Below are 23181 nucleotides of genomic sequence, written 5' to 3'. Positions count from 1 at the left end.
CCCTTAGAGCGCTGTGAGTTCACCCACGGGTACTTCCACACTCAATCGATTGGCAGGTCCCGGTAGTGGGCAGGCCCAGGATTCGTCATAGGCGCAGGAGGGGTTATAGGCGAAATTGAAATCAATCACCAAGCGTGGTTCCTCTTCCTCGGTGTACCCGAGCAAGGAACCCTTGATGCTGTCCAAGAGATAACGGCCTCCGCCGTAGCTGCCACCAGCCTTGCCTGCACCGGAATCCCGGAAAGGCAAGAAGATCCCTCCGCCGTAACCTTGATGCCGCCAGAGCGCCAAACTACCGAGAGTGGGAAGGTCCAAGGTGCCCAGGCATTCGAACTCAACCACCCCGTCCGTTCCGGTCTGCACTCGGTAGGTCTCGCCTCGTCGCTCGGCCGTTGGGCTGGCCTGAAAGCGGTACGCCGGATCGTAGCTCGCGATATTGAGCCCGGTGAAGGACGATTTGGCAGCCGCAGAGAGCGCGGAGGCTGGATGCTCCGCGAAAAGTCGATTGCGTTCCGCAATCCAGAAACTATGCGCGGCCTGCGGATCCTGCTCGTAGCGGGTACGCACCTCGGCGTAGAGCTCAAAGGTGCGCAGCCGCCAGTCGGCAACCTCCACGGCGTTCTGAGCCGATGCCCGCTCAGACATCGGAGCCAAGATCTACTTCGAGCTCACCGGGCTGGGCGGCGATCCGGCCAGAGATCTCAGCGACCTCTTCGGGGCTAAAATCGAAAACGGATTCCACCTCGGTGAGCTGCAAGGGCAAATGACGAACCCTGGCGGCCACTGCGGAGGCGGGAGCGGCGAATAAGGTGACTAATTGCGCGCCGCTGGTGCGTAGGGCCCGTTCGTGACCTTCCGGGGCGAGCACATCATTGACATTGACCACGCCCGGAGCCACCAGAACCGGAATTTGTTGATCACCGAGTATCAGCGAATCACCAAGTGCGTGGTGATAGTGGCCGGAGAGAATGAGCCGCACATCGCTGCCCCGCAACACCTCCATCAGATCCTCCGGGTTCTGCAATTCAATCCCGTCGTGTAGGGGAGTTACCGGCTCGATGGGTGGATGGTGGAGTACGAGCAGAGTGCCTGCTTCGGCCGGACTGCTGAGCTCCTCAGCCAGCCAATCCAATTGGCCTTCGTCCAGGAAACCGTGGGTCCGGCCGGGGATCGAAGTATCCAGAGTGAGCAGCCGGAAACCTCCTATCCTGCTGCTGCCATAGACAGGTAACTGGCCGCCGTCGGGCTCGCTTAATGCTCCCGGATGGCCATTGCCCAGAACTGCCCAGAAACCCGGCCGGTTATCGTGATTGCCCATCGCGTAAAGCACCTGGGCGCCGCGATGGGCGGCGTAGTCAGAGGCCAGCTCCTGCACCCGGCGGTAGGATTCCAAGCTGCCGTCATCGGAGATATCTCCGGAGATCACGAGCAGATCCAGGGCGTCCACCGGCACCAGACTTCGCAGCGCGCGCAGCAGGGCTTCGCCGGGATCCACTACCGACGAGTGCAGTCCCTTGGCCAAGAGATGAGTGTCCGTTAGGTGCAGAATACTCAGCGTGCTCATCTCAACATTCTCTCCTCTGGCACCGACAATTTTGGGATTAGAGGTCGAAGAAAGTCAACATAGCTAACAGAGTCGCTGTGTACCGGCTGCCGGGATACACTCCGGAGATGGCTTCAGTTGATCCGGTGGCAACTAACTCAACCCGTGTTGACCCTTTGACGGCGCGTGCCGCAGAGAACCTGACCGCTCTGATTGGTTTCCGCACGGTGTCCTACCCCGATCCGAGCCAGGAAGAAACCGAGCAGTTCGAGGGGCTCATCTCTGCGCTGGAACAGAGATATCCGCTTGTGCACGGCACCTTGGAGAGGGAGCGGGTGAACGCTCCCTCTTATGCTCAGCTCTTTCGCTGGCCGGGATCCAAACCGCAGGGCAGGCCCACCGTGCTGATGGCTCATTTGGATGTGGTCCCGGTAGATCCGGATGATCCTTGGAGCTACCCACCCTTTTCCGGAACCCAGGCGGACGGCTACCTCTGGGGCCGGGGTGCCCTGGACGATAAGGGAGCCGCGGTAGCCATCCTAGAGGCTGTTGAATCCTTGATCGCGGAGGGTTTTCGTCCGGTTGAGGACGTTTACCTTTCCTTCGGTACCGATGAGGAGGTTGGCGGCCGGGACGCCCTGGCCGCCGTCGAACTCCTCGCGGAACGTCGGGTGCGGCCGTGGCTGGTACTCGACGAAGGTGGTGCGGTTGCTGGCCAAGCCTTCCCCGGCGTGGAGCGAGAGGCCGCAATGATCGGAGTGGCCGAAAAGGGGCTGCTGACCGTGACCTTGACGGTGCAAGATCCCGGTGGACATTCCGCCACACCACCTAGACTCGGCTCCACCGCGCGGCTGGCTCGGGCGATCACCCGGCTGGAGCGCAAGCCCTTCCCCGTGCAACTGCACCCGGCGAGCGCCCGGATGCTTGAGGTCTTCGCCGCCGAGATGTCCGGGGCACAGCGTGAGGTGCTGGGTCGAGCTCGTAAATTGAGTTGGCCCCTGGCCAGGCTGCTGCCGATCTTCGGCGCGGAAGCAAGCGCCGTGGTTCGAACCACGACGGCGGTTACTCAGCTCAGTGGCAGCAAGGCCGCTAATGTGCTGGCGGCCACTGCCTCGGCTACCGTCAATTTAAGGATTGCCGTGGGCAGCACCGTGCAGGCCACGATCGATAGATTGCGCAAGGTGATTCGGGACCCCAAGGTGGAGTTGAAAATAGTGGAGAGCAGCGAGCCCTCGGCTGTTTCCAGCTCCGAAAATGATCAGTTCGCGGTGCTCGCCGAATGTGTCCGCGAGGTCTTTCCAGAGGCCTTGGTGGCACCGTATCTGATGATGGCGATGACTGATTCGCGGAGGTTCACTCGTATCAGTGACGCGGTCTATCGTTTTGTGCCGTTCAGGATGAGTGCTGCTGAACGTGGCACCCTGCACGCGGTTGATGAACGGCTTTCCCTCCAGACCTTGGGGGAAGGAGTCCGGTTCTACCGAACCCTGCTGCGCAAACTCACATAGAATATTTAGAGTGCAACGAACCGTCAGCTCTCGCCTGCTTTTTACCACTCAAGCCCAGACCTCGGTGGTGCTTTCGGTAGCAGTTGCGGACCGGGGCTACGACTCGGTGAGCGAGCAGATCACTCTGCAGGCCGGTGACCGAGCGGTGGAATATCGCGTGCTGGCGGACCAACATGGTGGCCGGCTTTTCGCCTTCGAGCTGGCCGAACCTAGCGAGGTGCTGCTGGAATATCGGGCGGTGGTCGACGGCGTGGCCGCACCGGAGTTGAGTAGCGAGACAGATTTGATCCGTTACGTTCGGCCAAGCCGGTACTGTGAATCGGATCGCTTACTCCCCACCGCCTATGCGGAGTTCCCTGGTTTGCGGGGGCTAGCACTGATCGATGCCGTACGTGCTTGGGTGGCAAGGGAACTGCGGTATGTGAGCGGCTCCTCCAGCCCAACCGATGGAGCGGTAGAGGCTTTATTGGCGCGGCGCGGGGTTTGCCGGGACTTTGCGCACCTGGCGGTCTCGCTGCTCCGAGCCAAGGATGTGCCGGCCAGAGTGGCGGCGGTTTACGCGCCGGGACTGACCCCGATGGATTTCCATGCGGTGGCGGAAGCCTGGGTGGAAGGCAACTGGTATGTCTTTGATGCCACCGGCTTGGCTCCGCGGGCTTCCATGCTGCGCATCGCCACCGGCAGGGACGCTTCGGATACTGCTTTTCTCTCCACCGTGGGCGGCAGCCTGACCTTGAAGGAGATCAGAGTCAGCGCGGTGGTGGAGGGGGATCTTCCCATCGAGGATTCCTCGGAGCTCTTAAGCCTCAGCTAGGGCTCTTCGCCCCCCCGCCCCGCCGCCCGCCCTTCGCCCCCCGAGCGCCCACCGCCGAGTGTGGAGATCTGCACGTTATAGACCTGTTTTAGCGTGCAGATCTCCACACTCGGCGAAGAACTTAGTCGGTCCCGTTGGCGGTGGCCTCGAGCTTATTGCTGAGCCTGATCAACTCGCGCATCTCCTGCTCGCTCAGGCTAGAGCTGAAGAGGCAATGAATGTCCTGAGCATGTTCCCTGCCAATGGTCTTCTGCAGCTCCCGGCCGGCCTGAGTCAGACCGATCTCCACCCCGCGCCTATCTTCCTCTGCGGCTCGGCGCTGGATCAACCCGCGGGCTTCAAGCCGCTCAACCAACCGGGACATGCTCGGCTGGGTGAGCAGTACGTTCCGGTTCAGCTCATTAAGCCGTACCCAGCCGCTCGGGCAGTTGGAGAGGGTGTACAAAACGTCGTATTCGCGGATGCTGATCTTCTTGAAGACCGGATCGCGTTGCAGGCGCTGTAATACCCGGACCTGGGCCCGGAAGAAGGATTCCCAGCTATCGACGCTGAGCTTGAGATCGCTCATACTTCAACAGTAGCGGCAACCAGCCTGGCCGCCTTCCGGGCCGCGAAAGTCGGCCCGTCCGGAACGTGCTTTGGCGTGCGCGCAGCGAACTCTCGACGCAGGGTCGGCAGCACATCGGAGGCGAACAGATCGAGCTGCTCCAGAACGGTTTTCAATGGCAGTCCGGCATGATCCACCAGGAAAAGCTGCCGCTGGTAGTCGCCGAAGAATTCGCGGAAACTCAAGGTTTTCTCGATCATTTCCTGGGGGCTACCCACTGTCAACGGGGTCTGCGAGGTGAAGTCCTCCATCGAGGGGCCGTGTCCGTAGACCGGTGCATTGTCGAAGTAGGGGCGGAATTCCCTGACCGCATCTTGTGAGTTCTTCCGGATGAAGAATTGGCCGCCCAAGCCGACTATTGCCTGATCAGCCTTGCCGTGCCCGTAGTGCTCATAGCGTTCGCGGTACAGGCTGATGAGCTGCTGATAGTGCTCTTTGGGCCAGAAAATATTGTTCGCGAAGAAACCGTCCCCGTGATAAGCGGCAATCTCGGCTACCTCCGGGGTGCGGATCGAGCCATGCCAGATAAAGGGGGCGACGTCGTCGAGCGGCCTGGGCGTGGAAGTGAAGCCATTGAGCGGGGTGCGGAAGCGGCCCTGCCAGGTGACTACCTCCTCATCCCAAAGCCTGCGCAGCAAGGCATAATTTTCCACCGTCAGTTCGACGCTATCCTGCATGCTCTTACCGAACCAGGGGTAGACCGGCGCGGTGTTTCCACGTCCTAGGATCAGATCGACTCGGCCATCGGCCAGATGCTGGAGCATGGCGAAATCTTCGGCGATCTTCACCGGATCGTTGGTAGTGATCAGCGTGGTGGACGTGGAGAGGATGATTCGCTCGGTCTGGGCTGCGATGTAGCCCAACATGGTGGTAGGTGAACTCGGAACGAAGGGACGGTTGTGGTGCTCTCCGGTGGCGAAGACATCCAAACCCACTTCTTCGGCATGCTTGGCGATGGTAACCATCGCTTTGATCCGCTCCTGCTCGGTGGGGGTGGTGTTGTTGGTGGGGTCTGTTGTAACGTCACCCACAGTGAAGATGCCGATTTGCACCGTTCGGTCCTCTTTTCAGAATCAACATGATAGATACGTTTGCATCTAATATTTGTTAGAACTGGACTCGTGCCGGTTGTATTCCCATAGCCGGGGGGCTTAACGGAAATCTCCGGAATAGCTGAGGGGAGTGCCATGCGGACGCAGGGCAAGAAGGCCACGATTTTGCTCTCGGGAGCTGGAGCAGTGGTGGGGTTCCTGTTTCTTGTCGAGCTCACCTCAGGGGTGCTGCAGGGCTACTACACGCCCTTGCTAACGGACATCGCTCGGCATTTGAACATCCGTGATGCAGATGTGAATTGGTTCGAGGCGGCGCAGCTCTTGGTCAGTGCCCTAGTGGTTCCGGTGCTGGCGAAGCTGGGGGATATGTTTGGTCATCGGCGAATCTTGCTGCTTTCCACCGCGCTCACCGCAGTTGCTTCTTGGGCTGTCGCCTTCGCCCCGGATTTCTGGACTTTTTTGATTGCTTGGGCACTGCAAGGTTTTTATGTGGTCTGGCTGCCCTTGGAAATTGCCTTGATCTACTCGCGCAGCCAGCAATCCGCAGATCCAGCCGCGCTCACCCGCAGGGCCGCAGGAATTTTGGTGGCAGGGCTTGAATTTGGTGTCATCCTGGGAGCGCTTATCGGTGGAAAGCTCGGTGAGGTGCTCAGCGGTAAGCTATGGCTCACCCTGATGATCCCAGCGATCTGTGTCAGCGCCTGCTTTTTGGTGATCTGGCGCGGAGTGCCGGAGTCTCCTTCCAGAACAGGTGGTCGGATCGACACCAAGGGATTCATTTTGATCACGTTGGCTTTGCTGCTGATGACGGCGGGTTTGACCTTCATGCGAATCGACGGACCAGGCACTTGGTGGGCTTGGCTGTCCATCGCTCTCGGTGTTGGGGGCCTACTCTACTTTGCCCGCTATGAACTACGACAGCCAGATCCGCTTGTAGATATTCGGCTATTCCGGCAGCCTTCAATGTGGCCAGTGCAACTCACGGCGTTTCTTTTCGGGGTTTCGGTGCTGGGCGCACAGGCACCTCTGTCCACCTTCGCGCAAACTCAGCCCTCGGAGGTGGGGTACGGTCTTGGCGTTGGCTCCGGGCAAGTTTCCCTGCTGATCGGGGTCTACGTGCTCGCCTTGCTCGCGGGAGCCTTGCTGTTTCCCTCGCTGGTGCGACTCAGCACACCCAGGGTCACCCTGATCGGGGCCGCCATCCTGGTCGGCGTGGGCTATTTATTGTTTCTGCCCTTCCACGATCAGCTGTGGCAAGTGATGCTCAATATGCTCATCGCTGGCCTCGGCTCCGGAGCCTTGGTGGCTGCCTTGCCTTCGGCAGCTGCGGCGGCCGCGCCGCTAACCCAGACCGGGATGGCGACTGGATTGACCAACGCCACCAAGACCCTGGGCGGCTCCTTCGCTTCCTGCATTTTTGGCATCGCCCTGGCCAGCCAAGCAGCCGGCGCCGTCAGTCACAGCACGGCGGGCTCGCTGAGTGGCTATTTGCTGGTCTGGACGATCTGCGGAATAACCGGAATTGTGGCTGCCGTGCTGTTGTTCTTCGTGCCCAAACTAGCTTTCGGTGGCACCCTGCCGGGCGTTCAGGAGGGCTAGGTCTCCGCCATTGCGTCTGGAATGCGGGGGAGCGATTAGCTACTGGCGCGTCTGCCGCGAACCTTGGGAATGGCGCCGGTTGTCCAGTCCTGGGAGGCGTCGAGCTGTCCCTTGATCTGAGGTATCACCTTTAGATCCTTGATCAGCTGACGGCGCTCCCTCCGGCCCTCAACCAGTCGGTAGAGCACGGGGACCAGGATCAAGGTCAGAACGGTCGAGGAGATCAGGCCGCCAATCACCACGACGGCGAGCGGCTGCGAGATGAAGCCGCCCCCGCCGGTCAATCCGAGAGCCATTGGGGTGAGCGCGAAAATCGTGGCCAGGGCGGTCATTAGAATCGGGCGCAAACGGTGCCGGGCACCGTATTCGATAGCGTCCGCAACGCTCATCCCCGACTTGCCCGGCGAGCTTCGTCTGGACTGATTGATCAGGTCGATCAGGACGATGGCATTCGTCACCACAATGCCCACCAGCATTAGCAGGCCGATCAGTGAGGGCAGTCCCAGCGGGATACCGGTTATCAGTAGCAGACCGATCGCGCCGGTTGCTGCGAAAGGAATCGAGACCAGCAACAGGAGCGGCTGGATAAGCGATTTGAAGGTGGCAACCATGATCACATAAACGATCGCAATAGCGGCTAGCAGCGCCAGGCCGAGTTGGCTAAAGGAATCGCGTTGCTGCGTGGTGGCACCGCCCAAGGTCGCGGTGGCACCGGCGGGCAAACTGAGCGAATCGAGCTTCTTCTGCACCTCGGTGCTGAGCGATCCGAGGTCGTTGCCGCTCGGGGTGAGCGAAACCTTGCCGCTGCGCTGTCCATTAGAGGAGGTGATAGAAGAGGGAATGTTGACTTGCTTCACGCTCGCGATCGAGGAGAGCGGTACCGAACCGGAAGCGGTGGGAATCGGGGCGCTGCCCAGAGCTTGGATCGAGGTGAACTGCGTTCCCTTGCCGATCTGTACCCGGTAATCGGTGGTATCTATGCGCACCGTGCCAGCCGGGATAGGGCTGACCGTCGCGGCGAGAATGGCTGCCACCTGCTGTTCGTTGAGTCCGGCGGCTACCGCCTTAGCCCGATCGATGCTGATCTCCACCACCGGATTGGAGGCAGAGAGATTGCTTGTCACCTCAGAGGCGCCGGAGGTGTCCTTCAAGGCAGCCATTACGGCGTCATTGGCTTTTTGCAGGTCTTCGCCGCTGCTGGCTTTGATGTTCACATCCACGGTGCTGGAGGTGCCTAAGCCGCCGCCGCTGGCATTCAGCGTGATGGTGCAGGCATCCTTGACGCCGTCGAGAGCCTGCTTCACCTGAGCTTGCAGTTTCTCCTGATCGGCCTTCTCATCGGTAACAACCTGGAAGGTAGCGCTGGAGGCGCCGGAGGAAAGCAAGGAAGAGAATCCTCCGCTAGCGTTGCCCACGGTCACCTGGATGTCCTGAACGCCCTCAATGCCGTGCAGCGCGTCCTCGACTTTCTGTGCGGCCTGGCTGGTGCTGTCCAGGCTGGTACCTAGCGGCATAGCCTGAGTGATTGAGAGCGAGTTCTGGCCTGAATTGCCGAGCAAGTTCTGCGGCAGGAGAGGCGTCATGGCCAGCGTCCCAGCCAAGATCAAGAGGCCAGCAACAACGGTCCAAACAGGATGTTTCTGGGTATTTCGCAGGATCGGCAGATAGCCGCGTTGCAACCAGCTCTTACGTTCCTTTTCCTCAACGGCGGCCAACGACTCGGCGGTGGGGGTACCGGCGTCTTTGGGGGAGCGCAGGAACCAGAAGGCAAGCACCGGAACGATGGTCAGCGAGACCAAAAGCGAGGCGACCAGCGCGATGGTAACCGTGAGGGCAAAGGGCCGGAACAGTTCTCCGGCGATATTGCCAACAAAGGCAATCGGGAGGAAGACGGCGACCGTAGTCAGCGTCGAGGCAGTCACCGCACCGGCAACTTCCTTAATCGCTGAGGTGATCGCAACAAGCTTGTCCTCGCCATAGCTGAGATGTCGTTTGATGTTCTCGATCACCACAATGGAATCGTCAACCACCCGGCCAATCGCGATGGTCAGGGCACCCAGGGTAAGGATATTGAGTGAGTAGTGGCTGGCCCAAAGCCCGATCAGCGTGACCAGTAGGGAGAGCGGGATGGAAATCGCGGTAACCAGCGTGGAGCGCACCGAGAGCAGGAAGATCAGGATCACGATGACGGCGAAGCCCAAGCCGAGCAGGCCTTCGGTACCGAGGTCCTTAATCGACTTCTCGATGAAGGGGGCCTGATCAAAGACCGTGGTAAAGGTCACGTTCGAGCCCAGTTCGTCCTTCAACTCGGGGAGCAAATCATTGACGGCGTGTGCCACCGTGACGGTATCTGCATCGGGGGTCTTGGTGACCGAAAGCGCTAAGGTGGGCTTGCCGTTTGTCCTGGTGATCGACGTCGTCGGATCATCTTGTAGTGAGACGGAAGCGATCGATCCGATAGTTACCGGGGTTCCGGGATTTTTGGTGCCAGCGAGAGGAAGACCTTTTACCGCATCGATGGAGTCCACCGGGCTGCCGATCTGCACGGAAAGCGATTTGCCCGCATCGGTGATACTTCCTGCAGGTACCAGGGCACCGTTGTTCTTCAAGGCATCGGCAATGGCGGAGACGGAGGCCCCGGCTGCGGCCAGCTTAGCTGGATCGGGTTGGATCTCGATGTGCTGACCGTTCGCGCCGGTGACATCCGCACCGCGAACCCCGGCGATCTTCAGCAGCTTGGGTACGGCGATTCGTTGCAGATCGGAGTTAAGTTCCGAAAGCGACTTATCCGAGGCCACTGCGAGGTAAAGGATCGGGAAATCGCTGATGCTTCCCGCAATGGCCTGCGGATCAGCATCGGAAGGCAGCTGATTACGAGCATTAGCGATGGCTCGGTCAATCTGGTTGCGGGCACGGTCCAGGTTGGTGCCGTAGGTAAAGGTCAGGTTGATGGTGGATACGCCGCTGCGTGAGGTGGAACTGGAGGAATCCAGATTCTCCACCGCGTTCAGGGCCGTTTCCAGGGGCCTGCCTACCTGTGCATCAATCACCTCCGCCGAAGAGCCAGGCATCGAAGTGACCACGGTGATCTGTGGAAACTCGAGTGAGGGGATGAGCTCCTGTTTGAGGGAACTCATAGAGATCACGCCGAAGATTGCGACGAAGACCGTCACTAGGGCGATGAGTGCGCGGTTGCGCAGGGACAGGGCGGCCAGACGGAACATCGGTCATCTCCGAAGTAGAGGCTTGGTCAAGCAGGCGTGATCAACCGAGATTGATCTAGAAGTTAATTCAGTTGTAGGACCGCTGCGGTTTTTGTCATGGTCTCCGCAGCCAAATCCGGGTTTTCGTTGAGCTTAGTACCCAGTGTGGGGATCATTTCCTTGAGCTTGTCCTGCCACTGAAACTTGAATTCCCGCGGGAAACAACGCTGCAATAGTTCCAGCATGATCGGCACCGCTGTGGATGCTCCCGGAGAGGCTCCCAGCAGCGCGCTGATCGATCCGTCTGAGGAGGTGATGACTTCGGTACCGAACTGCAGGATGCCGCCTTGCTTGCGGTCCTTCTTCATGATCTGTACACGCTGACCGGCGGTGATCAGTTCCCAGTCCTCACCATTTGCCTGCGGGAAGTATTCCTGCATGGTGTGAACCTTGGAGCCGCGTGATTTGAGCACCTCGGAGATCAGATACTTGGTCAGACCAAGATTATGCACGCCGGCCGCAGCCATCGGATAGATATTGGAGGGCTTGATCGACAAAGGTAGATCCCATAGCGAGCCAGCCTTGAGGAAGTTCGTGGAGAAACCAGCGTAGGGTCCGAACAGCAGCGACTTCTTGCCGTCAACATAACGAGTATCCAGGTGCGGAACGGACATCGGCGGGGCACCGACGGACGCCTGGCCGTAGACCTTAGCGCTGTGCTGGGCGGTGACTTCTTCGTTAGTGCAGCGGAAGAACTGGCCGGAGACCGGGAAGCCACCGTAGCCCTTGCCCTCTGGAATGCCAGAGCGTTGCAGCAAGTGCAGCGCTCCGCCGCCGCTGCCGATGAAAACAAAGCGGGCCTTGATGGATCCCAGCTCCCCGGAGGCCCGGTGCTTGAGCTTGAGTTGCCATTTGTGGTCGGTGCCGCGTTTGACGTCGGTGACGTCGGTGCCGTAGTTAATTTCGCCGTCGCGGGTGGACAGGAAATTGACCAGGTCCTTGGTCAGCGTGCCGAAATCAACATCGGTGCCTTCGGCTGCCCGGGTGGCCGCGACGCGTCCGGAACCTGAGCGGCCCTGCATGACTAGGGGAGCCCATTGGGCAATCTGCTCACGATCCTCGGAGAACTCCATCGAGGAGAACAGCGGGTTCGGCTTGAGCGCCTGGAAGCGGGTGTGCAAGTAATTGGAGTGGTCCTCGCCCATCACAAATGACATGTGCGGCACGGTGTTAATGAAGTTCTTCGGCGAACCAATGTGCCCTTCGGTCACCAGATGGGACCAGAACTGCCGGGAGAGTTGGAACTGCTCATTGATGCTGATGGCTTTCGCCGGATCAACCGAGCCATCTTTGGCCGCAGGGGAGTAGTTCAGCTCGCAGAGTGCGGAGTGTCCGGTGCCTGCGTTGTTCCAAGGGCCGGAGGACTCCTGGCCCAGCTCATTGAGGCGTTCAAACACCACAATGGACCAGTCCGGTTGGATCTGGCTGAGCATTGCGCCCAGGGTAGCGCTCATGATGCCGCCGCCGATCAAGACGACGTCGGCTTCTTTGGTCTGTGAAATGAAGGTCACGGGCATTTCTCCGGTAGCTGCGGACGATGCAAAGCGCCTTAGAAGCGTATCGCGCAGCGAGCTACTTCCTTAAATTAGAAACCTGCTCAGGAACTGAGGGTGATCTTATTGAAGACCTCGTTGAGCACCGGACTGACCGGATAATTATTTACCCGGGGGGAGAGAGCCAACGCGGAAATCGGGAAGGCAATCGGTACCGCCGGGATCGAGGTGGCGATATCTGCATTGATGGACTGATAGGCCTTGGTGCGTTCTGGCCCGTCAGGAAGCGTTTTAGCGCGGTCGATCTTGGATACCAGCTGCGGATCGGTGGAGCCCAATTCGCCCGTGGTCGAACCAAAGAGCGGCCCCACAAAATTATCTGGATCGGAGTAAGAACCGTTCAGGCCAAGCAGGTCCAAGGCATGATCTCCCGCGCTGGTGACTTTGCCCACATAGTTGTCGGACCACTCGATCGGCACCGGTTTAATGTTGAAGCCGACGGCAGTCAGTTGAGCTGAGATGTCGGCATAGATCTTTTCGGGGCTCGGCAAATAAGGTCGAGTGACGTTGAGCGGATAGTAGAACTTCAGCGGCTCGCCCTTATAACTTGACTCCGTCAGCAGTTTTTTCGCCTTATCCGGATCATAACCGGCGCTGGGGACTTGATTGTTGAATCCGCTCAGCTTGGGTGGGATGAACTGGTTGGTTGAGGTCGATCCTTCGATGAAGTAGTTCTTCACCAGGGAGTCCTTGTCGATGGCCACCGCAATAGCCTGGCGAACCTTCAGATCGGCCAGTTCCGGGATTTTCTGATTCAGCCCCAGGTACATCACGGAGAAGGGATCGCGCTGCTGAACCTGCATGCCCCGCTTCACCAAGGATTCGAAGTTGTCCGTGGTGACGAAGTCGTAACCATCGATCTTGCCGCTCAGCAATGCCTGTAGGCGAGCCTGGGATTGTTGGTAGGTGACAAAGTGGATGGTCTGGATTTGGCCCTTGTCTCCCCAATACTTGGGATTCTGGACCAGGGTGACGGTGCCATCCTTCCAACTGCTGAACTTATAAGGTCCGGTGCCAACTGGGTCGAGCGCAAATTTGGAGAGCTTGAAGGCTCCGTGCTCTTGGTCCAGCACATCGGCCTTGCCAGAGGTCAGTGCTGCCGGGGAAGCGATGCCGAAAGCGGGCTCGGTCAGGGCGTCCAAAAAGCTGGTGAGAGCCAGATTCAAGGTGATGGTCACCTTGAGCGCGCTATTGGCAGTGCAGCTTTTGAAAACCGAGTTCTTGGCATCGTTGGAAAACGTCCGGAACAGGGATTTGAAGCTGCCAGGGAAGATGGTGGATGACTTTTGCACCGGGAAGTTGTACCAGCGATTGAAGTTGGTACAGACAGCCGCCGCGTTGAAAACCTGTCCGTCCTGGAACGTGACATTCTCTCGCAGCGTGAATTCATAGGCTAAGCCGTTGTTCAGAGCCTTCCAGCTGGTGGCCAGCGCCGGGGCGGGATCCCCAGTGGTGGGATCGGTGGTGACCAGCCCCTCAAAGATCTGCCGGGTGACCCGGTTGGAGTCCACATCGCTCACTAAAGCGGGATCCAGTCCGGCTGGGTCAGAGGAGGTGCCGAAGTTGAAGGTTGTGGTGGATAGCGAAGAGGCCGACGGCGTCGGGTCGGGGGCCGTGGTGCAAGCTGCCAGGGAGATAACCAGCAGGGCAGCGGCTATCACACCGGCTCTTGATCGGCCGGCTCCGGATCGTCGTCGCACGCGGTTCTCCCTTTGCAACTGTGGGTAGTGAATTCTTACCAGTCTAATCAGACCAGCTATGAACAGAGGGCTCACTGTGAATCTACTCAAGAGAACCAGAGTAAGTTCCCGCTGCTCTGGACAATTTCGGATACCGGGCTAGCGTGGAAAGGTGATTTTGAAACGCAAGCGGAACAGAGCGTGGCGTGGCCTCGGAGCTGGGACCGCCGTCGTGCTGTTGCTTTCAGGTTGTGCCACGGCGGCCGGGGCGAGCGCTCCGATCACCATGGAACCGAGCGGGAAGACCGATGGGGCAGCGACCACAATAGTGGTGGTGGGCGATTCGATTAGCACCGGTTTTCAGACCTCGAGCGCCGATTCTTGGCCGAGCAAACTGGAGCAGAACTTTACTGCTCAAGGCGTGGCGCTGACCTTGGTAAACACGGCGGAAAACGGTGCTGGGTACCTAGTGGCCGGCTCGGAAGGGAAGACCTTCGAGCAGCAGACGGAGAACGCCATCCCGGGGGATACCAGCGTGGTGATCGTTTACGGTTCGGAAAACGATATTGGCTACGATGTCAGCCAGATCAGCTCCCAAGTGGTGAGCACTGCCACCGCCGTCCGAGCCCAGGCTCCGCAAGCACAGATACTCTTTGTTGGCCCGGCCTCTTATAGTTCGAACGTCGATCCGGATCTGCTGAGTATCCGTGACCGGATCCAGCAGGGTGCGAAGAGCGCGAAGGCTGATTTCGTGGACCCCATCGCCCAACGTTGGATTATGGATGATGAGGCTGAATTGATCGGGCCCGACGGCGATCACCCCACCGTGCAGGGGCATCTTTATTTGGCGGCGAAGTTTGAGTCCCTGGTGGCTCCGTTGCTGAAAAAGGGGTAGCTTTGCGGGGCGATGTTAGCGTGATGAGCATGCCCTTTCAATCAACCCATCGGCTCGAATTCCATCAGGATCGAGTCATCAAGCGTTTCAATTCCTGGCAGAATCAGGAACCGCAGCGCGAGCGGGCTGCGCTGGAATTGTTGGCCTTGCATGCGCCAGACCTCTCGCCACGCTTTCTTGATTCTGGTGAAGACCAAGGCCATCCCTATGTTGTTATGAGTCGGCTTGAGGGAACTGCAGCGGAGGGGGCGCTAAGCGATCTGCAGCTTTCGATGCTCGCCTCGGCCTTGAGGGAACTACACACTTCTGTTCCCAGCGACACGTTGAATGAGTTACCTCAACGGGTCTGGGGTCGGGAACTCGCCACGGAGGCTTTGCAAAGGCTGGATTGGTCGCGTTCCGAAGGATTATTGGGTCCAATACTCAAAGCGGCCGAGTTGGCTCAAGGATGGCTCAAGAGCGCCGAACTATTAGAATTTCGCGACAGCGTTGGAGTGAAGGTCTTTGCCCAAGCCGACGGAAATGTCGGAAATGCGGTTTTTGACGGTGCGCGTTGTCGCCTGCTCGACTTTGAGGATTCCGGCTGGTCGGATGCCTCGTTTGAATTGGCAGATCTACTAGAACATCCCAGTAGTCGGTTGACTGAGCTACTGAAGGTCAAAGAATTCATTGCTTACTATGCGCCGAGCCGTCAAACCTCAGCTCAGTTAGGTATTGACCGGAAAGCCATGGCGATATTTTGGCTGAATCTCCTGCTCCCCGGGAACCCAGCTCACCACCGCAATCCCGAGGGCTCTCTGGCGAATCAGGCAGCCCACGTCAGCGCGCTTTTGACTCGCTAAGCTGTGCGTTCTTGTGGTTGTTGGGCAATTTCAGATGTTAAAGCCCGTTCCCCCTCAGGCTGAGAAAGAAGAGGTAATGACTGACATCGATCAGCTGGCCATGACGCCGTAGGCGTCAGAAATCCAGGTTCACTACGTCGATGTGCGCGAGGCGGGACTTGAACCCGCACGTCCGAAGACACCAGAACCTAAATCTGGCGTGTATACCAATTTCACCACTCGCGCATCGGCTCAAAAGATGAACCGAGTATCCATCTTAGTCCAGCTTAAGGTCTCTGCGAAGTTTGGCGACGTGTCCGGTGGCTCGAACGTTATATTGAGCCAGGCTGAGGGTGCCTTCTTCGTCCACTACAAAGGTCGAACGGATCAAGCCCTGGTAGGTACGCCCGTAGTTTTTCTTCTCGCCCCAGGCTAGGTAAGCCTCGGCCACCGAGTGCTCAGGATCGGAGAGCAGAGGGAAGTTCAAGGATTCCTCGCTAGCGAACTTGGCGAGGGCTTTTGGCTGGTCGGGCGAAATTCCGATCACCGCGTAGCCAGCGGAAGCCAGCGAGTTGAGATTGTCCTGGAAGTCGCAAGCTTGTTTGGCGCAGGCCGGTGTTGAGGCTGCCGGGTAGAAATACACCACCGTCTTCCGTCCGCGGAAATCATGCAGGGCGACGATCTTGCCATGGGCGTCGGATAAGGCGAAGTCGGGTGCGGGGTCACCGACGGAAAGGCGATTTTCAGGCATATGAAGAGCATATCCTGCTCTGCCGACAGTCTCCGTGAAGAGTTTTTGAATCTATTGTAAAAAATATTGAGAGTCCATAGACTGAACTTGGCGAGGATCGTCGGGCGTAGTCTGAGCCTCAGACGCAGCATCAAGAAAGGCCGATATGGACAATCAGGCATACATCTTCGACGCATTCCGTACTCCGCGGGGCAAGAATAAGGGCGGAGCCTTGCATGGCACTAAGCCAATCGATCTTGTGGTTGGTTTGCTAAATGAGCTGCAGCCCCGAAACCCGAGCCTAGACCTAGAGCGAATTGACGACGTCGTCCTCGGGGTGGTCTCGCCGGTGGGCGAACAAGGGGGAGACATTGCGCGCGCGGCTGCCCTGGTGTCCAAACTGCCCGAAAGCGTGGCGGGGGTACAAATCAATAGGTTCTGCGCTTCCGGGCTGGAGGCGATCAATCTTGCCGCAGCCAAGGTGAGCGCGGGGTGGGATTCGCTAATAGTCGCCGGCGGAGTGGAATCGATGTCCCGGGTGCCGATCGGCTCCGATGGCGGTGCCTTCGCCCAGGACCCCACCACCGCCTACGACACCTATTTCGTGCCCCAAGGCATTGGGGCAGATTTAATCGCCACCATCGAGGGGTTCAGCCGAGAGGATGTCGATGCCTTCGCGGTGGCTTCGCAAAACAAAGCCGAACACGCCTGGAATCAGGGTTATTTCGATCGGTCGATAGTGCCGGTCAAGGACCTCAACGGTGTGCTGCTGCTAGATCAAGATGAGCACCGCCGTCCTACATCCAGTGTGGAAAGCCTGGGCCAGCTGAACGCAGCCTTTGCCGTGATGGGGGAGCAGGGCGGCTTCGATGCCGTCGCCCTGCAGCGTTATTACTCGGTTGAGCGGATCAATCACGTACACACCGGCGGGAATTCCTCCGGCATCGTCGATGGTGCCGCGCTGACGCTGATTGGCAATGCAGAGATCGCCCAGGGTCTAGGGCTGGAACCACGGGCCCGGATCGTAGCCACAGCGGTGGTCGGCAGCGAACCGACCATTATGCTGACCGGCCCAACCCCGGCCACTCGTAAGGTATTGGCCAAGGCTGGCCTGACCGTGGATGATATCGACCTTTTCGAGCTCAACGAAGCCTTTGCCGCCGTCGTACTCAAATGGATGAAGGACCTCAATATTCCTGCAGAGAAGGTCAATGTCAACGGCGGTGCGATTGCCATGGGCCACCCACTCGGGGCTACCGGGGCAATGATTCTGGGCACCGTACTGGACGAGTTGGAACGCCGTCAGCAGCGATATGGGCTAGTCACCCTGTGCATCGGCGCAGGGATGGGCATCGCCACCATCATTGAACGAATCTGATCGAGAAGAGCAAGAGGAAGACCATGGCCCAAGAAGCTCCTGCCATCCACTGGACAAGTGACGACGACGGCGTTGTCACCTTGACGATTGACGATCCGAACGCGAGCGTCAACACCATGAACGATATCTACATCAGTTCAATGGCCACCACGGTCGAACGGCTAGAAGCGGAACGCGACTCGATCCGCGGGATCATCATCGCCAGCGCGAAGAAAAGTTTTTTCGCTGGCGGTGACCTCAAGATGCTCAGCCAAGGGTCACCGGAAACCGCAGAACAGCAGACCAAACTGACCAACGAGGTCAAGGGGCACTTTCGGAGGATGGAAAAACTCGGTGTCCCCATCGTGGCCACCCTCAACGGCACCGCCTTAGGTGGCGGCCTGGAGGTCGCGCTGACGGCGCATCATCGGATCGCTGCGGACGTCCGGGGTAGCCAGATCGGACTGCCTGAAGTCACGCTGGGACTGCTTCCCGGCGGTGGCGGAATCATCCGGACCGTGCGCATGCTCGGCCTACAGAACGCGCTCACCAAAGTGATCCTGACCGGCACCAAATACTCTCCGCGAGCCGCACTTGAGGTGGGACTGGTGGACGAGGTGGTCGATGTGGTCGAAGAACTCGCCCCGCGAGCCAAGGCTTGGATTATGGCTCATCCGGAAGCAACCAAGCCCTGGGACGTCAAGGGGTTCCGGATTCCCGGTGGCGCTCCCAGTAGTCCTGCCCTTGCCGCGATCCTGCCAGCCCTGCCCGCGAATCTGCGCAAACAGATTAAGGGAGCCCCAATGCCGGCCCCGAGGGCGGCGCTCGCTGCTGCAGTGGAAGGTGCCATGGTCGATTTCGACACCGCCTCTCAGGTGGAGACCCGATACATGATCAGCCTGACCATTGGCCAGGTGGCGAAGAACATGATCAACGCTTTCTTCTTCGATCTCCAGCAGATTAACTCCGGCGGTAGCCGACCCGCAGGGATTCCAGCCTGGAAAGCCAGCAAGGTGGGGGTCATCGGAGCCGGGATGATGGGGGCAGCTATCGCCTATGTTTCCGCTAAAGCCGGGATCGACGTCGTACTCAGAGACGTTTCACTGGAGGCCGCCGAACGAGGCAAAGCCTACTCAGTTGGCTTAGAGAAGAGGGCTTTGGAGCGAGGCAGAACCACATCGGAGAAGTCCGAGGCTCTGCTCGGCAGGATTCTACCCAGTGCCGATCCGGCGGACTTTGCGGGTGTTGACCTGGTGATCGAGGCGGTCTTCGAAAACGCCGAGGTAAAACAGAAGGCCCTCCGGGACATCGAAGGCATGGTGAATCAGGATGCCGTGCTGGGCTCCAATACCTCCACCCTGCCAATCACCTTGCTTTCCGAGGGAGTGTCCAAGCCCCGGGACCTGGTGGGTATCCATTTCTTCTCCCCAGTGGACAAGATGCAACTGGTGGAACTGGTTCGCGGCAAGAACACCTCGGATGAGGTGCTGGCCAAGGCTTTTGATTACGTATTGCAGATCCGTAAGACCCCCATCGTGGTCAACGATGCGAGGGGCTTCTTCACCTCCAGGGTGATTGGCAAGTTCATTGCAGAGGCGGTGGCTGCCGTGGGAGAGGGAGTCGAACCGATTGCGGTAGAGCAAGCCGCCCTGCAGGCAGGCTACCCAGCCGGGCCGCTGCAACTGCTCGATGAACTCACCCTGACCCTGAGTCAGAAGATCAGGCTGGAGGCGAAGGCTGCCGAGGAAGCCGAAGGAAAAACCTGGTTGGCACATCCCAGCGAGGCAGTTCTGGACCGGATGGTCGATGAGCTGGGACGTAAGGGTCGCTCTACGGGAGGCGGCTTCTACAACTACGACCAAGACGGAAAAAGAACGGGTATTTGGCCTGGGCTGCGCACCGCCTTCGCCTCGGGTAGTCGCGAATTACCGCTCATAGACCTGCAAGAAAGAATGCTCTTCGCCGAGGCGATCGATACCGTCCGTTGCCTGGATGATGGCGTTCTCAGCTCGGTTCCCGATGCCAATATTGGGTCGATCTATGGCATTGGCTTCCCCGCCTGGACCGGTGGGGTGCTGCAATATATCAATCAGTACGACGGCGGCCCCTCCGGCTTCGTTGCCCGGGCCGAGGAGCTTGCGCTCAGCTACGGTCCGCAGTTCGAGCCGCCAGCGTCATTACGGGAATTGGCCCGATCCGGAAAGAGGTACTGAGCGCCCTGGTGACAGGTCCTACAGTTGGCTACCCATGCCATAACGAACCAGATCTTGGGTGGCCTTCACCAGATCCTCCAAGGTTCGGGTGCGGGGATTCCACCACTCGGCTGCCCAGTTCATTGAGCCGAGAATGAGGAGTCTGGTGACATTGATGTCGAGATCTTTCCTGAGCTCTCCGGCTTCCTGTGCTTCGCCGAGCAAGGTGCGCCAGGTTCTGCTGTAGGTAGCCTCCTCAGCCGCCGGTCGTACCCTCAGATGCTCGGGGAGCTGACCGGTATTGCGGATAGAAGCGGTGGCGTAGTCCGAGATATTCAGTTCGTAACGCAAATGGGCTTCCACCGCGTGCAGGATTTTCTGTAGCGGGCTGGTTTCTTGCGGCAATTCGTCGAGTACCTGCTCCACATGGGTTCTTACCCGGTGAGCGCCGGCCCACATGACTTCTTCAACTAGCTCATCGCGGGACTGGAAGTAGTAATAGATGGCGGGTGCTTGGACCTCGGCTACCCGAGCCACATCGGCCAAGCGCATTCCGGCATACCCTTTTTGGCTGAGTACTTGAGCGGCGGCGTCAAGGATGCGCTCGCGGGTGCGCGCCGATTTAGAGGGGTTCTCTAAGGCTTGTTCGTTGCTGGTAGCTCCGCTCATCATCTTCAGACTATATCGAGGGCTTTGCCTCCGGCTATTATCGTTTTTAATTTGATTTCAGGATCCCGAACTTTAGTAGTGTCGCACGGCAAAGTTACCGGAGGGATGGCTCTGGAGCGATAAGTCGGACGTCATGCTGATCGCGCACATACACCTTTTCTAGCGCTTTGGTAAGTCTTGAGCATTGACTCGGACGGGGTTAAATTTAGAGGGTGCGGGCGCTTCTAGTGTGCGGAGCGGCTGTGCTGATGGCGATGGCTCTTTTAGTTTCGCCCAAGGCGCAAGCTGCAACTGGGGAGAATCCGCCGCGCCTGGGATCGAGTTTTATCGAGCCGCAAACGGTGGTTTCCTGGGACGCCGTCCGCTGGGACCAGGAAACGCATTCCATGCTCGAGGCAGGCATGGATTCGATGAGTCTGACCTTCTCGATCAATGACAATAGCAAGATCTCCTACTACCCAACTAGCCTGAAGGGCTACACCCAGAGCATCGCTAACGGACGCCAGGTAGATGTGCTGGGAGCCATGCTTGCAGCCGCCAAGCGGGCCAATATGACGGTTTGGATTGGGCTTCAGGCCGATAGTCCCACCTGGTTTAGTACGGGGCAGCTTGATGCCTCTTGGCTCTCCGCGCAGGCAACATTATTTGGGAAAGTGGCCCAGGATATCTGGAACAAGTACGGCGGAAGCTATCAGGGAACCATCTCCGGCTGGTACGAGCCCTACGAAAACAATAACTACGATGCGATCGTTGGCACGGTGAATCGACCGCAGCTGATGCACACGTTCTTTCGGCAACTCAGTTCTGCCCTGGGAAAGGTCAGCAAGGACGGCCGAGCGGTCCGTAAACCGGTGATGATTTCCCCGTACTACCTGCGAGAACTGGAGAACAGCACAGATTATCGAGATTTCTGGCGGATAGCGTTACGCGATACAAGTATCTCGGTGGTGGCATTGCAGGTTGATGCTTATCTAAAACCTGGGTCTCAGCAGGACGAGGAAAGCCGGACCGAAGTGATCTCTCAGTGGGTTCAGTCCGTTTCTCAGGGTGTTGCTGAGGCTGGAAACGGTGCCGTCAGCTGGGCGAATATAGAACTTTTTCAGCATGATTACTCGACGGCCACTGTCCGATATATGCTCACGGCGATCCAGGCGGCGGCGCCCTTCGTCAGTGGATTCACCAGCTATAGCTTCGCTTCCAGATGGAGTCCTTGGAGCATTGGTTACAACTGGTACTTACAGGCGTACCGGGACTATCTGGACAGCGGTCTGATTCCTAGTGCACAGGTGAACCCACCAACCATGATCTCGGTCAGTCGAAATGGAACAGTCCTGGATCTTCGCTGGAATGCTCCGGAGCCAGGGCGTTATCAGGTGGTCTCTTATGCCGTCTATGCCCTGTCGAGCAATATCAGGGTTGCCACCGCAGGATGGGACGCCTCGGGAGTGAGCATAGCGGTAACGCCGGGGGAGAGCTACGTCATTCAGGCGGTTGACGCGGCGGGCGATGTATCACCCTTGGTTTCTCTGAGTTAGTACAAGTCTAGTTGATACTTGCTATTGTAGATGGCCGGTGGGATGCGGTTGGGGTTGCATCCCACCGGCCTCCCTCCTGTCCCGCACGGCGGCAGAGCTAGGCAGAACAGGAGGGGCGCCGCAGCATATCTTGCAGGGAACGAGTTGCTGCGGCGGGCGAGCTGTTAGCTCGCCGGTTTAGGGGAATCGCTAGTGGATTCTTTGATTTTTCTTAGGCCTGGGAGGAATTGAAATGATCCCAGAGCGCCTCGAGACACTGTGCCGAGGCCGTTCCGTCGCCATAAGGATTTGAGGCTTCAGTCATTGCCGCGTAGTCCTCTGGATGACGCATCAATCGAGTGGTCTCGGCCACGATCCGTTCGGTATCGGTACCGATCAGCTTGACGTTGCCTGCCTCGACTCCCTCACCACGTTCAGTGGTTTCCCGCAGTACCAGCACGGGCTTGCCAAGTGAAGGAGCTTCCTCCTGGACACCACCAGAATCGGTAAGTACCAAATGGGCACGGCCCAGCAGCTTGGCAAATTGCGCGTAGTCCAAAGGCTCAATCAAATGTACATTGTCCAAGCCATCCAGATGTTCATGCAAGATAGTCCGGACAGCAGGGTTCTTATGCATTGGCAAGACAATCCCGGCTTCCGGGAAGTCAGCCGAGATCCGTGCGACGGCGGCGGCAATGTTAGCCAGAGGCTCACCCCAGTTTTCCCTACGGTGAGTGGTCACCAGAATGATCTGCCGAGCGCTGTCGCGGCTTGCCTCAAGCAGCTGTGGATCATCGAAGTCGCCGGGAAGATTCGCGGTATATAAGAGCGCATCAATGACCGTATTGCCCGTCACCGCAATGTTCTTCTCAGCCACTCCATCGCGGAGCAGGGCGGTCTTATTCGCCTCGGTAGGGGCGAAGTGTAGAGCCGCAATCTGACCGATGAGCTTCCGGTTCGCTTCTTCGGGGAAGGGATTGTAGATGTTGCCGCTACGTAGTCCAGCCTCCAGATGGAAAACCGGGATCTGCTGATAGAAAGCAGCCAGGGCACCCGCGAAAGCCGAGGTGGTATCGCCTTGGACAATTACGCCGTCGGGCTTCACCTCGGCGAGCAGTTTGGACAAGCCCTCCAACACCTTGGTGGTGATTGAGGTCAAGGTCTGACCGGGCTCGCTGATGTCTAGATCTGTATCTGCAACGATGCCGAAAAGCGAATTGACCTGGTCGAGCATCTCACGATGCTGCCCGGTAAGGATGATGTACACCTCGAAGCGAGGATCGGCTTGTAACGCCTTGACCAGAGGAGCCATTTTGATGGCTTCCGGACGAGTACCGTAGATAACGGCTATTTTCTTCATGGTGTCTTTCTTAAAGCCGAATTGA

Annotated in this window: 18 protein-coding genes and 1 tRNA gene; 8 read left to right on the top strand and 11 right to left on the bottom strand. The window is 58.6% G+C overall.

All coding sequences use genetic code 11. From position 1 onward, the window contains the following. Nucleotides 1-3 precede the first annotated feature (3 nt). Both FHU41_RS04640 and FHU41_RS04635 read right to left on the bottom strand, forming a co-directional pair. A complete protein-coding gene (locus FHU41_RS04640; protein ID WP_179388432.1) occupies nt 4-645 on the bottom strand; it encodes a DUF1684 domain-containing protein in 642 nt (213 codons plus the stop codon). Further along, nucleotides 638-1564 (bottom strand): metallophosphoesterase, encoded by a 927-nt coding sequence (locus tag FHU41_RS04635; RefSeq protein WP_179388431.1) that lies wholly within the window; start codon nt 1562-1564, stop codon nt 638-640. The genes FHU41_RS04640 and FHU41_RS04635 overlap by 8 nt, the downstream gene beginning before the upstream one ends. 107 nt (nt 1565-1671) lie before the next feature. Here FHU41_RS04635 and FHU41_RS04630 point away from each other — a divergent pair, with 107 nt between their 5' ends. Together FHU41_RS04630 and FHU41_RS04625 are read left to right on the top strand one after the other, a co-directional pair. After that, a complete protein-coding gene (locus FHU41_RS04630; protein ID WP_246279429.1) occupies nt 1672-3051 on the top strand; it encodes a M20/M25/M40 family metallo-hydrolase in 1380 nt (459 codons plus the stop codon). 10 nt (nt 3052-3061) lie between these two features. Continuing rightward, nucleotides 3062-3865 carry a transglutaminase domain-containing protein gene (locus FHU41_RS04625; RefSeq protein WP_179388430.1) on the top strand — a complete coding sequence of 268 codons (804 nt, stop codon included), beginning with the start codon at nt 3062-3064 and terminating at the stop codon, nt 3863-3865. Between the two features lie 121 nt (nt 3866-3986). Here FHU41_RS04625 and FHU41_RS04620 read toward each other — a convergent pair whose 3' ends face one another. Both FHU41_RS04620 and FHU41_RS04615 read right to left on the bottom strand, forming a co-directional pair. Further along, nucleotides 3987-4433 carry a MarR family winged helix-turn-helix transcriptional regulator gene (locus FHU41_RS04620; protein WP_179388429.1) on the bottom strand — a complete coding sequence of 149 codons (447 nt, stop codon included), beginning with the start codon at nt 4431-4433 and terminating at the stop codon, nt 3987-3989. After that, entirely contained in the window at nt 4430-5524 is a 1095-nt protein-coding gene (locus tag FHU41_RS04615) for a CE1758 family FMN-dependent luciferase-like monooxygenase (RefSeq protein ID WP_179388428.1), read from the bottom strand. The genes FHU41_RS04620 and FHU41_RS04615 overlap by 4 nt, the downstream gene beginning before the upstream one ends. Before the next feature lie 135 nt (nt 5525-5659). On the opposite strand from FHU41_RS04615, the gene FHU41_RS04610 reads away from it, so the two are divergent. Further along, entirely contained in the window at nt 5660-7123 is a 1464-nt protein-coding gene (locus FHU41_RS04610; RefSeq protein WP_179388427.1) for an MFS transporter, read from the top strand. 35 nt (nt 7124-7158) lie between these two features. On the opposite strand, the gene FHU41_RS04605 is transcribed toward FHU41_RS04610, so the two are convergent. The 3 genes from FHU41_RS04605 to FHU41_RS04595 all read right to left on the bottom strand — a co-directional run bounded on the left by FHU41_RS04605 (nt 7159) and on the right by FHU41_RS04595 (nt 13600). Continuing rightward, the gene (locus tag FHU41_RS04605; protein ID WP_179388426.1) at nt 7159-10347 is read right to left on the bottom strand and encodes an efflux RND transporter permease subunit; all 3189 of its coding nucleotides are present in this window, start codon (nt 10345-10347) and stop codon (nt 7159-7161) included. Nucleotides 10348-10409: 62 nt separating this feature from the next. After that, complete coding sequence (locus FHU41_RS04600; RefSeq protein ID WP_179388425.1) at nt 10410-11897, bottom strand: malate:quinone oxidoreductase; 1488 nt, start codon at nt 11895-11897, stop codon at nt 10410-10412. Nucleotides 11898-11983: 86 nt separating this feature from the next. Next, nucleotides 11984-13600 (bottom strand): ABC transporter substrate-binding protein, encoded by a 1617-nt coding sequence (locus tag FHU41_RS04595; RefSeq protein ID WP_343046243.1) that lies wholly within the window; start codon nt 13598-13600, stop codon nt 11984-11986. Nucleotides 13601-13790: 190 nt separating this feature from the next. Between FHU41_RS04595 and FHU41_RS04590 the strand changes: the two genes are divergently transcribed. Together FHU41_RS04590 and FHU41_RS04585 are read left to right on the top strand one after the other, a co-directional pair. Next, on the top strand, nt 13791-14513 hold the full coding sequence (locus FHU41_RS04590) for a GDSL-type esterase/lipase family protein (protein WP_179388424.1): 723 nt from the start codon (nt 13791-13793) through the stop codon (nt 14511-14513). Between the two features lie 29 nt (nt 14514-14542). Then, entirely contained in the window at nt 14543-15355 is an 813-nt protein-coding gene (locus tag FHU41_RS04585) for an aminoglycoside phosphotransferase family protein (RefSeq protein ID WP_179388423.1), read from the top strand. Nucleotides 15356-15498: 143 nt separating this feature from the next. On the opposite strand, the gene FHU41_RS04580 is transcribed toward FHU41_RS04585, so the two are convergent. Both FHU41_RS04580 and bcp read right to left on the bottom strand, forming a co-directional pair. Beyond that, nucleotides 15499-15580, bottom strand: a tRNA-Leu gene (locus FHU41_RS04580). A 31-nt stretch (nt 15581-15611) separates the two neighbouring features. Further along, on the bottom strand, nt 15612-16085 hold the full coding sequence (bcp, locus tag FHU41_RS04575; RefSeq protein WP_179388422.1) for a thioredoxin-dependent thiol peroxidase: 474 nt from the start codon (nt 16083-16085) through the stop codon (nt 15612-15614). A gap of 145 nt (nt 16086-16230) precedes the next feature. Between bcp and FHU41_RS04570 the strand changes: the two genes are divergently transcribed. Together FHU41_RS04570 and FHU41_RS04565 are read left to right on the top strand one after the other, a co-directional pair. Further along, nucleotides 16231-17442 carry an acetyl-CoA C-acetyltransferase gene (locus FHU41_RS04570; protein ID WP_179388421.1) on the top strand — a complete coding sequence of 404 codons (1212 nt, stop codon included), beginning with the start codon at nt 16231-16233 and terminating at the stop codon, nt 17440-17442. Nucleotides 17443-17465: 23 nt separating this feature from the next. Further along, complete coding sequence (locus tag FHU41_RS04565) at nt 17466-19634, top strand: 3-hydroxyacyl-CoA dehydrogenase NAD-binding domain-containing protein (RefSeq protein ID WP_179388420.1); 2169 nt, start codon at nt 17466-17468, stop codon at nt 19632-19634. An 18-nt stretch (nt 19635-19652) separates the two neighbouring features. Here the strand turns inward: FHU41_RS04565 and FHU41_RS04560 are convergent, their stop codons facing one another. Then, entirely contained in the window at nt 19653-20285 is a 633-nt protein-coding gene (locus FHU41_RS04560; protein WP_179388419.1) for a TetR/AcrR family transcriptional regulator, read from the bottom strand. Nucleotides 20286-20494: 209 nt separating this feature from the next. On the opposite strand from FHU41_RS04560, the gene FHU41_RS04555 reads away from it, so the two are divergent. Further along, the gene (locus tag FHU41_RS04555; RefSeq protein ID WP_179388418.1) at nt 20495-21817 is read left to right on the top strand and encodes a DUF4434 domain-containing protein; all 1323 of its coding nucleotides are present in this window, start codon (nt 20495-20497) and stop codon (nt 21815-21817) included. Between the two features lie 211 nt (nt 21818-22028). On the opposite strand, the gene wecB is transcribed toward FHU41_RS04555, so the two are convergent. Next, nucleotides 22029-23156, bottom strand: coding sequence for a non-hydrolyzing UDP-N-acetylglucosamine 2-epimerase (wecB, locus tag FHU41_RS04550; protein WP_179388417.1), 1128 nt, complete (start codon nt 23154-23156; stop codon nt 22029-22031). Nucleotides 23157-23181 lie beyond the last annotated feature (25 nt).

The sequence above is a fragment of the Psychromicrobium silvestre genome, assembly GCF_013408295.1.
Taxonomy (GTDB): Bacteria; Actinomycetota; Actinomycetes; order Actinomycetales; family Micrococcaceae; genus Renibacterium; species Renibacterium silvestre.
This window is presented reverse-complemented; position numbering and strand designations above follow the sequence as displayed.

What these genes read in the sequence shown, in the direction of transcription:
- FHU41_RS04640 (WP_179388432.1), bottom strand. Translation starts at nt 645, where the DNA reads ATGTCTGAGCGGGCATCGGCTCAGAACGCCGTGGAGGTTGCCGACTGG.
- FHU41_RS04635 (WP_179388431.1), bottom strand. Translation starts at nt 1,564, where the DNA reads ATGAGCACGCTGAGTATTCTGCACCTAACGGACACTCATCTCTTGGCC.
- FHU41_RS04630 (WP_246279429.1), top strand. Translation starts at nt 1,672, where the DNA reads ATGGCTTCAGTTGATCCGGTGGCAACTAACTCAACCCGTGTTGACCCT.
- FHU41_RS04620 (WP_179388429.1), bottom strand. Translation starts at nt 4,433, where the DNA reads ATGAGCGATCTCAAGCTCAGCGTCGATAGCTGGGAATCCTTCTTCCGG.
- FHU41_RS04610 (WP_179388427.1), top strand. Translation starts at nt 5,660, where the DNA reads ATGCGGACGCAGGGCAAGAAGGCCACGATTTTGCTCTCGGGAGCTGGA.
- FHU41_RS04605 (WP_179388426.1), bottom strand. Translation starts at nt 10,347, where the DNA reads ATGTTCCGTCTGGCCGCCCTGTCCCTGCGCAACCGCGCACTCATCGCC.
- FHU41_RS04585 (WP_179388423.1), top strand. Translation starts at nt 14,543, where the DNA reads ATGCCCTTTCAATCAACCCATCGGCTCGAATTCCATCAGGATCGAGTC.
- bcp (WP_179388422.1), bottom strand. Translation starts at nt 16,085, where the DNA reads ATGCCTGAAAATCGCCTTTCCGTCGGTGACCCCGCACCCGACTTCGCC.
- FHU41_RS04570 (WP_179388421.1), top strand. Translation starts at nt 16,231, where the DNA reads ATGGACAATCAGGCATACATCTTCGACGCATTCCGTACTCCGCGGGGC.
- FHU41_RS04565 (WP_179388420.1), top strand. Translation starts at nt 17,466, where the DNA reads ATGGCCCAAGAAGCTCCTGCCATCCACTGGACAAGTGACGACGACGGC.
- FHU41_RS04560 (WP_179388419.1), bottom strand. Translation starts at nt 20,285, where the DNA reads ATGATGAGCGGAGCTACCAGCAACGAACAAGCCTTAGAGAACCCCTCT.
- wecB (WP_179388417.1), bottom strand. Translation starts at nt 23,156, where the DNA reads ATGAAGAAAATAGCCGTTATCTACGGTACTCGTCCGGAAGCCATCAAA.